13 protein-coding genes are annotated in these 14,907 nt (G+C 50.0%); 9 read left to right on the forward strand and 4 right to left on the reverse strand.

All coding sequences use genetic code 11. The features are described from left to right. Nucleotides 1–171: 171 nt before the first annotated feature. From nrdA to H3L95_RS03310, 4 genes are all read left to right on the forward strand, one after another. On the forward strand, nt 172–2,451 hold the full coding sequence (gene nrdA, locus H3L95_RS03295) for a class 1a ribonucleoside-diphosphate reductase subunit alpha (RefSeq protein WP_003756856.1): 2,280 nt from the start codon (nt 172–174) through the stop codon (nt 2,449–2,451). 312 nt (nt 2,452–2,763) lie between these two features. Next, nucleotides 2,764–3,897, forward strand: a complete 1,134-nt coding sequence (gene nrdB, locus H3L95_RS03300; RefSeq protein ID WP_003756859.1) for a class Ia ribonucleoside-diphosphate reductase subunit beta — start codon at nt 2,764–2,766, stop codon at nt 3,895–3,897. Nucleotides 3,898–4,016: 119 nt separating this feature from the next. Beyond that, on the forward strand, nt 4,017–4,319 hold the full coding sequence (yfaE, locus tag H3L95_RS03305) for a class I ribonucleotide reductase maintenance protein YfaE (protein WP_003756861.1): 303 nt from the start codon (nt 4,017–4,019) through the stop codon (nt 4,317–4,319). 75 nt (nt 4,320–4,394) lie between these two features. Then, the gene (locus tag H3L95_RS03310; RefSeq protein WP_049224762.1) at nt 4,395–4,820 is read left to right on the forward strand and encodes a hypothetical protein; all 426 of its coding nucleotides are present in this window, start codon (nt 4,395–4,397) and stop codon (nt 4,818–4,820) included. Nucleotides 4,821–4,894: 74 nt separating this feature from the next. On the opposite strand, the gene uvrC is transcribed toward H3L95_RS03310, so the two are convergent. Beyond that, entirely contained in the window at nt 4,895–6,730 is a 1,836-nt protein-coding gene (gene uvrC, locus H3L95_RS03315; RefSeq protein WP_040668081.1) for an excinuclease ABC subunit UvrC, read from the reverse strand. A gap of 158 nt (nt 6,731–6,888) precedes the next feature. Here uvrC and H3L95_RS03320 point away from each other — a divergent pair, with 158 nt between their 5' ends. Next, entirely contained in the window at nt 6,889–8,496 is a 1,608-nt protein-coding gene (locus tag H3L95_RS03320) for a YdgA family protein (protein ID WP_003756871.1), read from the forward strand. Between the two features lie 165 nt (nt 8,497–8,661). Here H3L95_RS03320 and H3L95_RS03325 read toward each other — a convergent pair whose 3' ends face one another. Then, nucleotides 8,662–9,144 (reverse strand): NGO0322 family iron-responsive protein, encoded by a 483-nt coding sequence (locus H3L95_RS03325; RefSeq protein ID WP_009311747.1) that lies wholly within the window; start codon nt 9,142–9,144, stop codon nt 8,662–8,664. A 381-nt stretch (nt 9,145–9,525) separates the two neighbouring features. On the opposite strand from H3L95_RS03325, the gene dnaQ reads away from it, so the two are divergent. From dnaQ to rpiA, 4 genes are all read left to right on the forward strand, one after another. Next, nucleotides 9,526–10,248, forward strand: coding sequence for a DNA polymerase III subunit epsilon (gene dnaQ, locus H3L95_RS03330; RefSeq protein WP_040668088.1), 723 nt, complete (start codon nt 9,526–9,528; stop codon nt 10,246–10,248). Beyond that, complete coding sequence (gene ispD, locus H3L95_RS03335) at nt 10,245–10,931, forward strand: 2-C-methyl-D-erythritol 4-phosphate cytidylyltransferase (protein WP_003756880.1); 687 nt, start codon at nt 10,245–10,247, stop codon at nt 10,929–10,931. Before dnaQ ends, ispD begins: the two co-directional genes overlap by 4 nt. A 43-nt stretch (nt 10,932–10,974) precedes the next feature. Continuing rightward, the gene (gene ispF / locus H3L95_RS03340; protein WP_003756883.1) at nt 10,975–11,454 is read left to right on the forward strand and encodes a 2-C-methyl-D-erythritol 2,4-cyclodiphosphate synthase; all 480 of its coding nucleotides are present in this window, start codon (nt 10,975–10,977) and stop codon (nt 11,452–11,454) included. Nucleotides 11,455–11,524: 70 nt separating this feature from the next. Beyond that, entirely contained in the window at nt 11,525–12,196 is a 672-nt protein-coding gene (gene rpiA, locus H3L95_RS03345) for a ribose-5-phosphate isomerase RpiA (protein WP_003756885.1), read from the forward strand. A gap of 75 nt (nt 12,197–12,271) precedes the next feature. Here rpiA and H3L95_RS03350 read toward each other — a convergent pair whose 3' ends face one another. Together H3L95_RS03350 and H3L95_RS03355 are read right to left on the reverse strand one after the other, a co-directional pair. Continuing rightward, the gene (locus H3L95_RS03350) at nt 12,272–13,153 is read right to left on the reverse strand and encodes a YicC/YloC family endoribonuclease (RefSeq protein ID WP_003756887.1); all 882 of its coding nucleotides are present in this window, start codon (nt 13,151–13,153) and stop codon (nt 12,272–12,274) included. A 528-nt stretch (nt 13,154–13,681) separates the two neighbouring features. Then, on the reverse strand, nt 13,682–14,812 hold the full coding sequence (locus H3L95_RS03355) for a polyamine ABC transporter substrate-binding protein (protein WP_128887899.1): 1,131 nt from the start codon (nt 14,810–14,812) through the stop codon (nt 13,682–13,684). Between the last annotated feature and the right edge of the window lie 95 nt (nt 14,813–14,907).

The following is a 14,907-nucleotide window of genomic DNA, read 5'->3' on the forward strand; positions in this document are numbered from 1 at the left end:
GGTAAGGCTTGAATCATAGGGAAAGAGGTCGTCTGAAAGAAAATTGGGAAAAGCCCGATTTCAAAACAACGGGCTTGTCAAGACTGGATAAGCGACGAAAAATACACTATATTGTGCCACTCGATATTAATACATACTGTATCTTGTGTTTCAGGATGGAGAAAGCTCACGATGAATGCACCGACTGATTTGAAAGTAACCAAGCGCGACGGACGCTTGGAAAATCTCGACTTAGACAAAATCCACCGCGTCGTTACTTGGGCGGCGGAAGGCTTGAAAAACGTTTCCGTATCGCAAGTCGAGCTCAAATCGCACATCCAGTTTTACAACGGCATCCGCACCGACGACATCCACGAAACCATCATCAAGGCGGCTGCCGACCTGATTTCGCAGGATACGCCCGATTATCAATATCTCGCCGCGCGTCTGGCGATTTTCCACCTGCGCAAAATCGCTTACGGCGAGTTCGAACCGCCGCATCTCTTTGACCACGTTAAAAAACTCACCGATGCGGGCAAATACGACCGCCACATCATCGAAGATTACAGCCGCGAAGAGTTTGACGAGCTGAATGCCTATATCGACCACAGCCGCGACATGACCTTTTCCTACGCTGCTGTGAAGCAGCTCGAAGGCAAATATCTGGTGCAGAACCGAGTTACCCGCCAGATTTATGAAACACCGCAGTTCTTATACATTTTGGTGGCAATGTGTCTCTTCAGCAAATACCCGCAAGAGACGCGCTTGGATTACGTCAAACGCTTTTACGACGCCGTTTCCACATTTAAAGTATCGTTACCTACTCCGATTATGAGCGGCGTGCGCACGCCTACGCGCCAATTCTCAAGCTGCGTATTGATTGAATGCGACGACAGTCTGGATTCCATCAACGCCACCACTAGCGCGATTGTGAAATACGTTTCCCAACGTGCGGGCATCGGCATCAACGCCGGACGTATCCGCGGATTGGGTAGCGAAATCCGCGGTGGCGAAGCGCAACATACCGGCTGCATTCCGTTTTTTAAAATGTTCCAAGCGGCGGTTAAATCCTGCTCGCAAGGCGGCGTGCGCGGCGGCGCGGCAACCTTGTTCTACCCCTTGTGGCACATCGAAGCCGAAAGCCTGTTGGTGTTGAAAAACAACCGCGGCGTGGAAGACAACCGCATCCGCCAGTTGGACTATGGCGTGCAAATCAACCGCCTGCTGTACACCCGCCTAATTAAAGGCGGCAACATCACGCTGTTCTCGCCCAACGAAGTCCCCGGTCTGTACGACGCATTTTTTGCCGACCAAGACGAATTCGAGCGTCTCTACACGAAATACGAGCAAGACCCGAATATCCGCAAACGCACCTTGTCGGCTACCGATTTGTTCTCCACGCTGATGCAGGAACGCGCCGGAACGGGACGCATCTACATCCAAAACGTTGACCACTGCAACACGCACAGCCCGTTTGACCCGCGCGTCGCGCCCGTGCACCAGTCCAACCTGTGCATGGAAATCGCCCTGCCGACCAAACCGCTGGACAACATCAACGACCCGAACGGCGAAATTGCCCTGTGTACCCTGTCTGCCTTCAACTTGGGTGCATTAAACAGCTTGGACGAGCTGGAAGGGCTTGCCGATTTGACCGTGCGCGCACTTGATGCCTTGCTGGATTATCAAGACTATCCGGTCGAAGCCGCCCGTACCGCGACCATGAACCGCCGCACGCTCGGTATTGGTGTCATCAACTACGCCTATTATTTGGCGAAAAACGGTGTCCGTTACAGCGACGATTCCGCACTCGGCCTGACCCACCGAACCTTTGAAGCCATGCAGTATTACCTGCTCAAAGCATCGGTAAACCTTGCCAAAGAATACGGCGCATGCCCGCTGTTCAACCAAACCGTTTATTCGCAAGGCAAACTGCCCATCGACACCTACAAAAAAGACTTGGATGCCGTATGCAGCGAACCGCTATTGTGCGACTGGGAAAGCCTGCGCGCCGACATCGTCAAATACGGTCTGCGCAACTCCACCCTGACCGCACTCATGCCGTCTGAAACCAGCTCGCAAATCGCCAACGCCACCAACGGCATCGAGCCGCCGCGCGGACTGGTAACGGTCAAAGCATCGAAAGACGGCATCCTGAAACAGGTCGTGCCGGAGTTTGAAACCCTGAAAGACGCCTACGAAACCCTGTGGCAGCTTCCGGGTAACGAAGGTTATCTGAAACTTGTCGGCGTGATGCAAAAATTCGTCGATCAGGCGATTTCCGCCAACACTGCCTACGACCCGGGCAAATTTGAAGGCAACAAAGTTTCCATGAAACAAATGCTCAAAGACCTGCTGACCGCCTACAAATACGGCGTCAAAACCCTGTACTACCACAACACCCGCGACGGAGCGGACGATACGCAGACCGATATTCAGGATGACGGCTGCGCGGGCGGGGCTTGTAAGATTTAAAACAGGTTAATTTTTGAAATATATCCAAGGCTTCTAGATAGTAGAAGGCTTTAAGGATTTTCTTAAATTAGCACCTACTACTATATGAAGCTAAGTTGTTATTTTCCAGAAAAGGAAAAGTATGGATGCCATTCGGTCATTCTTAGCTGAATATAAATTTTATATATTTATTAGTGTTCTTTTAGTCATCACCATTTTAGGATGGCACTTTATTGATAAAATTCAACATGTTTCATATGGTGAATTAAAAATTAATAGAAAAGTTGACTAATTTTTAAAAAGAGAGACGTTATGTCCTGCGAACACCTAGTCATGTCATACAGCACCTTTTCCAAAACCAAAAACGACGCGCTGAAAGAGCCGATGTTTTTCGGTCAGCCGGTAAATGTCGCCCGTTATGACCAGCAGAAATACGAAGTATTTGAAAAACTGATTGAAAAACAACTGTCGTTTTTCTGGCGGCCGGAAGAAATCGACGTGTCGCGCGACCGTATCGACTACGCGAACCTGCCCGAACACGAAAAACACATTTTCATCAGCAATCTGAAATACCAAACCTTGCTCGATTCCATTCAAGGCCGCAGTCCGAACGTTGCCTTACTGCCTTTGGTGTCGATTCCCGAGTTGGAAACTTGGATTGAAACGTGGAGCTTCAGCGAAACCATCCACTCGCGCAGTTACACTCACATTATCCGCAATATCGTGAATGATCCGTCGGTCGTGTTCGACGACATCGTGCAGAACGAATACATCATCGCCCGCGCCGAAGACATCGCCTGTTATTACGATGATTTGATCGAATACACCCAGTATTACAACCTGTTGGGAGAAGGGACGCATAATGTCGGCGGCAAGCTCGTTACCGTGTCTTTGCGCGAGTTGAAGAAAAAACTCTATCTCTGCCTGATGTGCGTCAACGTGTTGGAGGCCATCCGTTTCTACGTTTCATTCGCCTGCTCGTTTGCCTTTGCCGAGCGCGAGTTGATGGAAGGCAACGCCAAAATCATCAAACTGATTGCCCGCGACGAAGCCCTGCACCTGACCAGCACCCAGCATATGCTCAACCTGATGCGTGCAGGTTCAGACGACCCTGAAATGGCGGAAATCGCCGTCGAATTGCAGGACGAATGTTTCAAACTCTTCAAAAAAGCGGCGGAGCAGGAAAAAGAATGGGCGGCCTATCTGTTTAAAGACGGTTCCATGATTGGTCTGAACAAGGAAATTCTGGCGCAATACGTCGAATACATCACCAACCTGCGTATGCAGGCGGTCGGTCTGCCTGCCGGATTCGAAGGTGCGACCCAAAACCCGATTCCGTGGATTAACGCGTGGCTGTCGTCCGACAACGTACAAGTCGCGCCGCAGGAAGTGGAAATTTCTTCTTACTTAATCGGTCAGATCGATTCGGAAGTCAGCGCGGACGATTTGGGCGATTTCGAACTATAATCAAACTCAGCGGTTTTTCCGCATTTCCATTATCAGGGGTCGTCTGAACAGGTGTAGAAACGAAATCAAAGATTTCGGTTACACTGTGCAGACGACCTTTCCCGCTTAAACAGATAATAATGGCACTTATCAGCACACACGACAAAACCTTCGAGCTTCAAGAGGGAGAAACCTTATTGGAGGGCTTGGAGCGCACCGGCCACGAGGTCGAATACCAGTGCCGCAGCGGCTATTGCGGTTCCTGTCGCGTCAAAATATTGGACGGCAGGGTGTCCTACGACGATTTCCCGCTGGCCTTTGTCGCGCTCGGTGAGATTCTGCCGTGTTGCTGTCGGGTTCACGAGGACATTAAGGTTGATTGCCGTACTCGGATGAGTGAGCCGGATTTGTTTGATGTCGGCTTGTTTGATGAGCGGGATTGAGTTGATTGAAACCCAATTGTATTATTTTTAGTTCTTTGCTTTAATAATAGGCTCTTCAAATCTAGGTGTAATCATATGAATGTCGCTAAGGGTTTATTGGTTTCAGTTTTATGTTTGAGCTCGGGTTTGCTTGCTGCTCAAAATCATCATTCCCAATGGAAAAAAGTTTATGAAAGGAATTTGACGGATTTTGAATTGAGTCCGGAGGGAAGCGGGTTGGTATTGCTTGCCCAACCGCAAGGACGTTGCAGGATGGATGTTGATTTTTATGGGGAAACGGGACAGGATAAATACCAGTATGAATTTACCCGAGACCGTTTGACGGCAGGTTCGCATCGGGAATACCGCTATACCGCTGCATCGTTGTCGGAAGTCACCAAAGATAAAATAAAATTGGTACGAAATGAGAAGCTGAATCCTGCTTCAGGCGCGGTAAAGAAAGAATTTCGGGATATTTATCAATACGTTCCTAATAAGGTTTTAAAAAAATATTGTTTTTGATATGGCATGGCAAATAAAGCAAGAGGTCGTCTGAAAACTTTTCAGACGACCTCTTGCTTTATTTACCCTATCGTTTAATGCAGATGCTCGTAAATGGTTTCCGCCAATGCCTTGCTGATGCCTTCGACTTGTTCCAAATCTTCTTTGCTGGCGGCAACGACGCCGCGCAGGCCACCGAAGCGGGTGAGCAGGGCCTGGCGGCGTTTGCTGCCTACGCCGGGGATGTCGCTGAGGGAAGAGGTAACGCGGGCTTTGTCGCGTTTTTTGCGGTGCCCCGTGATGGCGAAGCGGTGTGATTCGTCGCGCACGGTTTGCAGGAGGTGTAGGGCAGGGCTGTTGTGCGGCAGGCGGAAGGTTTCGCCGGTGAACGGGAGGATGAGTTCTTCCATGCCGGCTTTGCGTTCGGGGCCTTTGGCGATGCCGACCAAGGGGATGTGCAGCCCGAGTTCTTCCCATACGGATACGGCGACGCCGATTTGTCCTTTGCCGCCGTCAATCAATACGACATCGGGCCATTTGACGGCCTCGCCGTTGGCTTCGGCTTCCTGCATTTTGCCGTAGCGGCGGGTGAGGACTTCGCGCATGGCGGCGTAGTCGTCGCCGGGTTTGGCGGTGGTGATGTTGTAGCGGCGGTATTGCGAGGGTTGGATGTTTTGTTCGTCGTACACGACGCAGGAGGCGATGGTGGCTTCGCCTTGGGTGTGGCTGATGTCGAAACATTCGAGGCGGTTGAGGTCGTCTGAATTCATGTTCAGGATTTTTGCCAACTCGTCGATGCGGTGTTGCTGGCTGCTTTGTTGCAGGCGGCGTTGGGCTATTGCCATTTGTGCGTTTTGTTCCGCCATTTTCAGCCAGACTTTGCGTTCGCCTATGGTTTTGGTTACGAACTGCATTTGTTTGCCGTGTTCGCCCTCTAGGGCTTCTTTCAATGCGTCAGGGACGGGGAAGTTGCTGATGATGATGTCGGGTTTGCTTTTGCCCAGATAGTGTTGGGCGACGAAGGCTTCGGCATAGTCTTGTCCGTTTGGTTCGGGGTCGTTTTTGGTGTCGGGGAAGAAGCTTTTGTCGCCGACGTGCCGCCCGCCGCGGATGCTGACCCAGTGTACGCAGACGAGGCCGTCTGAAACGGCGAGCGCGAGCAGGTCGATGTCGTTGGGGTTGTTGGGGTTTTTGCTGTCGATGAACTGGTTGCTCTGCATGATGCCGAGCGCTTGGATTTGGTCGCGGTAGCGGGCGGCTTCTTCAAATTGCAGGTTGACGGCGGCGGTCTGCATTTTGTGTTGCAGGGTGCGGGTCAGTTCGTCGGTTTTGCCGTTGAGGAAGGTGGCGGCTTGGCGCACGCTGTCGCGGTAGTCTTCTTCGCTGATGTGTCCGACGCAGGGCGCGGTGCAGCGTTTGATTTGATACAGCAGGCAAGGGCGGTCGCGGTGTTCGAACACGCTGTCTTCGCAGGTGCGCAGCATGAAGACTTTTTGCAGGACTTGAATGCTGTCGCGCACGGCGTTGCTGTTGGGATAGGGGCCGAAGTATTGGTTCGGCTTTTTCAACGTGCCGCGGTAATACGCCATCTGCGGATATTGATGCCCGCTGAGCATGAGGTAGGGATAGCTTTTGTCATCGCGGAAGAGGATATTGTATTTGGGCGACAGGGCTTTGATGAAGTTGTTTTCGAGAATCAGGGCTTCGGCTTCGGAGCGGGTGATGGTGGTTTCAATGTGATGAACCTGTTTCACCATCAGTGCGATGCGCGGGGAATGGTCGTTTTTCTGGAAATAGCCGGACACGCGCCGCTTGAGGTTGACCGCTTTGCCGACGTATAAGACGTTGCCGCCTTCGTCGAAAAAACGGTACACGCCGGGCAAGTTGGGCAGGTTTTTGAGGAAGAGGGGGATGTCGAAGTCCGTGGTCATGGGGCGGGTGGTAGTGGGCAGGTTTTCAGACGACCCGATTATAAATCAGAACGCTTGGGATAATGGAACATAAGCAGCTGGTTCATGAGGATGGAAAAGTACCAAATATGGACTAATTTGTACCGTCTAAGCTACCCAAAAGACAAATCGGCCAAAAAATGCTATTCTTATCGCTTTCAACCTATCTGTTTGTAGCAATGAAAAAGTATCTTATTTCGACCGTAGCCGTAGCCATCGCCGCGGGTCTCGGTGCGCCTTACTACTTCGGCATCAAAGCAGAAGAAACCCTGACTGCACAACAAAAGCTGTTGCAGGAATCAGGTTTTTTAACCGTAGAATCCCACCAATATGATCGGGGCTGGTTCGGTGCGACCGAAACTACGGTCATACGCCTGAAACCGACATTGCTTCAAAATACCCAGCAATATCTGCCCGATAATCTGAAAACCGTCTTGCAAGAGCCGATTACGGTTGTGAACCATATCAGCCATGGCCCGTTTGCCGGCGGTTTCGGTACTCAGGCTCATGTGGAAACAGAGTTTAAATACCATCCGGAAACCGAAAAAGTATTGTCTCGCTTCTTTGGCCAACAAGCTCCGTTGACCATGAGCAATACGATTTATTTCGGCGGAAGCGGCAAGCTTCAACTCAGCGTTCCGGCTTTCGACTATGAAGAGTTGTCCGGCATCAAGCTCAGCTGGAAAGGCTTGAGCGGCAACACCGATTACGAAAAAGATTTCCAAAGCTACCGTCATGATTATACCGCTCCGTCTTTGCAGCTCAAGCTGGCGGACAAGGGTGATGTTTCGATGGAAAACCTACATTTCCAATCTGAGACTTCAGACGGACTCAACAAGCTTTCCTTGGGCAAAAGCAGCATTACTTTGGATAAATTCCTGCTGCAATGGAAAGAAAATATTGATTACAACGTCAAGCTGAACGAGCTGATCAACCTTGTGACCAATCTGCAGATCGGGGCATTTGTCAATCCGACCGGCAGTATCGCGCCTTCCAAAATCGAAGTCAGCAAACTGAAATTCGATACCAATACCAACGAAGTTGATAAGTTTATCAATAGCGAAGGACGGTTCCAATTTGAAGAGCTGGTCTATGGCGAAGATAAATATGGTCCGTTGGATATCAATGTGGCAGCAGAGCATTTGGACGGCAAAGGCTTGCAGGCTTTGAAATCCAAGCTTGCCGAAGTCGCCAATAAGAAAATGAGCGAGGAAGAGATCCAAAACGCCTTGCTCCAAACCGCCAAAAACGAAGCTTCGGGTTTATTTACCAATGATCCGGTGCTGAATGTCAAAACATTCAAATTCATCATGCCGCAAGGTCAAGTGGATGTCAGCGGTAAACTCGCCTTTAAAGGCTTGGCGGCAAAAGATTTGAACAGCCTCAGCGAAATGTTGAAAAAAACCCATGCTGATTTCAATGTGAGCGTTCCGAAAAAACTGTTGGAGCAGATGGCAATCAACCAAGCGCGCAGCCTGTTTAGCGTCAATGCCGAAGATGAAGAAGCCGGACGTGCAGGAATTGAGGACATCAATGAAACGCTGCGTCTGATGGTGGATAGCACTGTGAAAAGTATGGCGCAGGAGCAATACCTGACTTTGGAAGAAAACAACATCAAAACCCATCTGACCCTGCAAAACAACGAATTGAAATTGAATGGCAAGGTGTTGCAAAACGATCCTGAGCCTGATTTTGACGAGCAGGACATGTTGCCGGAAAACCTGTCTTCATCTGAAGCAGGCAAGTAAACGACAATAGACAAAAGGTCGTCTGAAACCGGATTTGAAGTTTGAATCCGATTTCAGACGACCTTTTTTGATTGGTTTGATGGAAGCCATGTTGAGTTGCAGGCAAAAAAATCGCCCCTTTAATTTTAAGGGGCGCAAAAGGAACACAAACCACTACCAAAACTGTTACAGGGCGAACTCCTCTAATTGACGTTGATGGGTTGCCGGATAAAGTGCCTTCATCAAATCATAGGGTGAAAGCGATAAATCTTTGCTTTTGGTCGTCAAACGACCTTGCTGCGGTGTCAGTTCAAGCAAACGGGCATCAGACGCATGAATAAACTTTTCTTTTGCCTTCTGCATTTTGCGTTGTAAAACGGAAACGACGCGGCTGTACAAACTGTCTTTTTGTTTGACCTCCCGAGTGCTGGCAACCCAGCTTAAACGGGAATGGCTGTCTTCATCTTCAATCAGGAGGATGCCGGTTTGCGGCTGCTCCGATTTACCCATGCAGGGAAGCCAAACATAATAACGACCATCGAGCGTAACATATACGGCATCATGTACTTCGCAATCATCGCAACACTGGGTTGCCAAAAGAGAGCGGATGGTATGTTGGTGCAGTCTCAGAATGTCGAGAGAGACTTGCTGGAAAATATTTTCAGGCATTTTCTTCTCCTTTCGTTCTGTGGCGCGTTGATTTCGTTTCGATGAATTGCATTATACGGATAATTTCAAAATTTGCAAATGATAATTGTTATTATTATGAGAATAGGAAATAAGATAATGATTTTTATAGAAATTAATTTTTTGAAATTGATAAAACTTGAGTGATTTACTCGGAATTTAGAGAAAATGAGCCTTAGCGGGAATGTAAAGATCAATACGTTTGAAAAATTGTCAGCAAAATCTCTTGTCGGGGCAGTATTCATGCCCTAAGAAATATTGTATTCAAATACATAGGCCCTGAGCTTTACCGACTATACATTTGTAGCAGCCTTGCGTATGATTCAAGGCATTTTATCAATGAGCGCTATACAGAAGATTCCTATGAGCAAACGCCAGATTATCCTTGATACCGAAACCACGGGCCTTTATGCCGAAGGCGGCGACCGCTTGGTCGAGTTTGCCGGTCTGGAAATGATCAATCGCCAAATAACCGGCAACAACCTTCATTTATACGTTCATCCCGAGCGCGACATGCCTGAAGAAGCAGCAAAGGTGCACGGCTTGACCATTGAGGTTTTGGAAGAGAAAAACGCGCCACCGTTTGCCGAAGTAGGGCGGCAGATTGCCGATTTTATACGCGATGCCGAGTTGATTATCCACAATGCCAAGTTTGACGTCGGTTTCCTGAACATGGAATTCCGCCGTATGGGGCTGCCTTCCATCGAGGAGCTTGGCTGTACCGTAACCGACACGCTGGCGATGGCGCGGGAAATGTTCCCCGGTCAGAAAGCCAGTCTGGATGCTTTGTGTAACCGCCTTTCTGTCGACCGCAGCAAGCGCGTGCTGCACGGTGCGTTGATTGACTGCGAGCTTTTGGGTGAGGTTTATCTCGCCATGACGCGCCAGCAGTTTGATTTAATGGGCGGCGAAAAAGAAGAAGACGAGGAAGTCAAACCGGTCATTATTGCCGAAACCAAGCGTCCGGCGCATCTGAAAGTCATCAAAGCCAACGCAGAGGAACTCGCCGCACACGAACAATATCTGGACGGTTTGGGCGAAGCCTGTTTATGGCGCAAAGCCGAAACAGCCGGAGCCGAAGCATGACGCGCCGCAATATCGCCCTGATTCCCGCCGCCGGTACCGGAACGCGTTTTGGGGCGGGAAAGCCCAAGCAATACGTTGAAATCAACGGTAAAACCGTGTTGCAGCATACGATAGACATTTTTGAAAACCATCCTGCCATCGATTTGATTGCTGTTATCGTATCGCCCGAAGACCAAACGTTTCAGACGACCCCTTCCAGCAAAACACGCGTATTTCGCGTAGGCGGAGCAAGCCGTGCCGAAACGGTGCGCAACGGCGTATCCGCATTGTTGGCGCAAGGTTTGGCGGCGGAGCAGGACAACATTCTTGTTCACGATGCCGCCCGTTGCTGCCTGCCGCCCGAGGCGTTGACCCGTCTGATTGAAGAAGCGGGCGGGAAAGAGCAGGGCGGTATTTTGGCAATACCCGTTGCCGATACGCTCAAACGCGCCGACGGTAAAAACCATATCGGCGAAACCGTTTCCCGCGCCGGATTGTGGCAGGCGCAAACCCCGCAGCTTTTTCAGACGACCTTATTGCACCGAGCTTTGTCGGCAGAGGATTTGAGCGATATTACAGACGAAGCGTCGGCAGTGGAAAAGCTGGGCGTGCAGCCGCTGCTGGTGCAGGGCGATACGCGCAATTTGAAGCTGACGCTGCCGCAGGATGAATATATTGTGAGGCTGTTGTTGCAGGTCGTCTGAAACCCGTTTTTCAGACGACCTGACATTGAAAAAAGGACAAAACATGAATATCCGCATCGGACAAGGCTACGATGTCCACCAACTCGTCGAAGGCCGCGATTTGATTCTCGGCGGTGTAAACATTCCGTTTGAAAAAGGCCTGCTCGGCCATTCCGATGCCGACGCGCTTTTGCACGCGATTACCGACGCTTTACTTGGCGCGGCGGGTCTGGGCGACATCGGCAGTCATTTCCCCGATACCGCTGCCGAGTTTAAAGATGCCGACAGCCGCGTATTGTTGCGCGAAGCGTATCAAAGCGTGCAGACATTGGGCTGGCGCGTTGTGAATGTGGACACGACCATCATCGCCCAAAAGCCCAAACTCGCGCCGCACATTCCCGCCATGCGCGCCAACATTGCCGCCGATTTGGGGATTCAGACGACCTGTGTGAACATTAAAGGCAAAACCAACGAAAAACTCGGCTATCTGGGGCGCATGGAAGCCATCGAGGCGCAGGCGGCGGTGTTGCTGGAAAAAGCGTAAGCAGGCAAGCACAAATGGCATGAAAATGTTAACATATGCCCATCAACCGACATCCCATTAAGGAGAAATCATGGCTACTCAAGACGAATTGAAACGCATTGCCGCCGAGAAAGCGGTGGAATTCGTACCTGAAAACGAATACATCGGTATCGGCTCCGGCTCGACCGTCAATATGTTTATCGAAGCGTTGGGCAAAAGCGGCAAAAAAATCAAAGGCGCGGTTTCGACTTCTAAAAAGTCCAGCGAACTGATGGCGCAATACGACATTCCCGAAGTATCGCTGAATGATGTGATGGGGCTGGCTGTCTATGTTGACGGTGCGGACGAAGTGAACCATATGCTGCAAATGATTAAAGGCGGCGGCGGCGCGCATTTAAACGAAAAAGTTGTCGCCAGCGCGTCCGACAAATTCATCTGTATCGCCGACGAGAGCAAATATGTTTCGCGTTTGGGCAAATTCCCGCTGCCCGTAGAAGTGTTGCCCGGCGCGCGTTCGCTGGTGTCGCGCAAACTTTTGGCAATGGGCGGACAGCCTGAGTTACGCCTGAACTACACCACCTTCCACGGCAACCAAATCATTGATGTCTATGACTTGCATATCGACCGTCCGCTGACTATGGAAGATGAAATCAACCGCATCACCGGCGTTCTCGAAAACGGCATCTTCGCCCGCAACGCCGCGGATGTGTTGATTTTGGGTACAGAGCAGGGCGTCAAAGTCATCAAACCCGGACAAAACTAGGCATCCATTAAGCAAAAGGTCGTCTGAAAAGCGGAAAATGGCTTTTCAGACGACCTTTGCTTTATTTTTGAAGGCTTATTCGATATTTTGAACCTGCTCGCGCATTTGTTCGATTAAGACTTTCAGCTCAACCGAAGCCTGCGTGCATTCCGCCGCGATCGCTTTGCTGCCCAGCGTGTTTGCCTCGCGGTTCAATTCCTGCATCAGGAAGTCCAAGCGTTTGCCCGCGCTGCCTTTATTTTCCGTAACGATGCGGCGGACTTCGGCGATGTGCGTGCGCAGGCGGCTGAATTCTTCGTCAACATCGGATTTTTGGATAAACAGCGCAAATTCCTGCTGCAAACGGTCGTTGTCGATATTGCCGACCGCTTCCGCCAAACGCGCGTTCACCTTGTCCATATGCGCCTGAAGCAGGCTGGGGAACAGTTCGCTCAAGGCATCCACGATTTCTTCCATGCTGGCCAAACGTTGCAACAAATGTTCGCCGAGTTTTTTACCTTCGCGTTTGCGGGCGGCGGCAAATTCTTTCAAAGCCTCATCCAGCAACTCTTGCACGGTTTTTGCCAAAGCTTCGGGGTCTTCGCTTTGACCTGCCAATACCCCAGGAAAGCGCAACACTTCAGCGACCGTCAGCTTGCCAAAACCGTGTTCCTTGCGCCAAGTTTTGTTCAAATCGGACAACTGTTTCACCAATTCTTCATTGGTTTCCAAACTTTGTCCGCCGACCGCCGCGTCCTGCAACTGAATGCGGCATTCCAGTTTGCCGCGTGCGGCTGAAGCCGCAATTTTCTCGCGCAACGCGCCTTCCAGATAGCGCAATTCTTCAGGCATACGGAATTGGACATCCAGATAACGGTGGTTCACCGCTCGGATTTCCAAGTTCACACGCTTGCCGCCGCATTCGCCTGCGGCATTGGCAAAGCCGGTCATACTGTGGATAAGGATGGATTGAGTCATGGTTTTACTCCGTTTCAAAATACGAGTGAAAGTGGAGGGACTATATCATATCTGGACTGCAAGTATGGTGGATTGGGTTGAAAAGATATAGTGGGAGACCTTTGCAATAACATAGGTTACTAAAATTTTATGCTCAATCTCATTTTCAAAATGCAAAACCTTTCTGATTTTTCCTACTTTTTGCTCAATATTAGGAAGGTTTTAGTCAATTGAAATTTTTTGGCGCATTTTTATGCGTCAAATTTCGTTAACAAACTATTTTTGCAAAGGTCTCAGTGGATTAAATTTAAATCAGGACAAGGCGATGAAGCCGCAGACAGTACAGATAGTACGGAACCGATTCACTTGGTGCTTCAGCACCTTAGAGAATCGTTCTCTTTGAGCTAAGGCGAGGCAACGCCGTACTGGTTTCAAGTTAATCCACTATAAAAGACAGCCGCAAGAAACCTGTTTGATGTTTATACAAAAAGGTCGTCTGAAAACCTGTAATTCAAGTTTTCAGACGACCTATTGCTTATCCGTATCGAATTATTTGCCGGCTTTCACGCCCTGCCATTGGCGAACCATGAATTTTAAAATGGTGGGTTGGATGGGAACCATGATGAAGCTGTTTTTCAAATCTTCTTCGCTCGGGAAGATGGTGCGGTCGTCCCTGAACTCGGCTTCCATCAATTCGCGTGCGGGTTTGCTGGAAGGGGCGTAGGTAACGAAATTGCCGTTTCTCGCGGCGACTTCGGGGTCGAGGAAGTCGTTGATGTATTTGTGGGCGTTGGCGACGTTCTTCGCATCTTTCGGGATGACGAAGGAGTCCACCCAAATCCCCACGCCTTCTTTGGGCATCATGACGCGGATTTTTTCTTTGCCGCCCGCTTCTTCGGCACGCCGTCTGGCGATGTTCAAGTCGCCGCCGAAGCCGATGGTGACGCAAGTGTCGCCGCGCGCCAAGTCGTCGATGAAACCGGACGAGGTAAAGCGTTTGATGTTGGGGCGGTTTTTCTTGAGCAGCTCGGTTGCTGCTTTGATATCTTCGGTATCGTTGCTGTTGGGGTTTTTACCCATGTAGTTCAACACCATAGGATAAATTTCCGCCGCGCTGTCCAAGTAGCTGATGCCGCATTGTTTGAGCTTGGATGTATATTCGGGGTTGAACACCAAATCCCATTGGTTGTCCGGCAGTTTGTCCGTGCCCAAGGCTTTTTTCACGCGCTCGGTATTGATGGCGAAGGTATTGGTTCCCCAATAAAACGGAACGGCATATTCGTGGCTCGGATCAACGCCTTCCATCAGCTTCATCAATTCAGGATTGAGGTTTTTATAGTTGGGAATCAGGGATTTGTCGATTTTTTGATAAGCCCCCGCCTTAATCTGCCTGCCGACGAAGGTATTGGACGGGCCGACGATGTCGTAGCCCGATTTTCCGGTCAATACTTTACTTTCCAGCGTCTCATCGCTGTCGTACACGTCGTAAGTTACCTTGATACCGTTTTTCTTTTCAAAATCGGCGACGGTTTCGGGATCGACGTATTCCGACCAGTTGTAAATCCTCAATACATTTTGGTTTCCCGCCTGCTCCGCTTTATCGGAGGTATTTTTATCCGAACCTCCGCAGGCGGCGAGCATGACGGCGGCTAGGGCGATGAGTGGCAGATGTTTGGTCATTATCATTCCTTGCATATCGGGCGGAAGGGAAAGTAAGGGATTATAAATCAGGCACGCACTATCTGATAGCAATTTCCATTATATTGATAGTACGA

It is taken from the genome of Neisseria sicca, from assembly GCF_014054945.1.
In the GTDB taxonomy this organism is placed as follows: Bacteria; Pseudomonadota; Gammaproteobacteria; order Burkholderiales; family Neisseriaceae; genus Neisseria; species Neisseria sicca.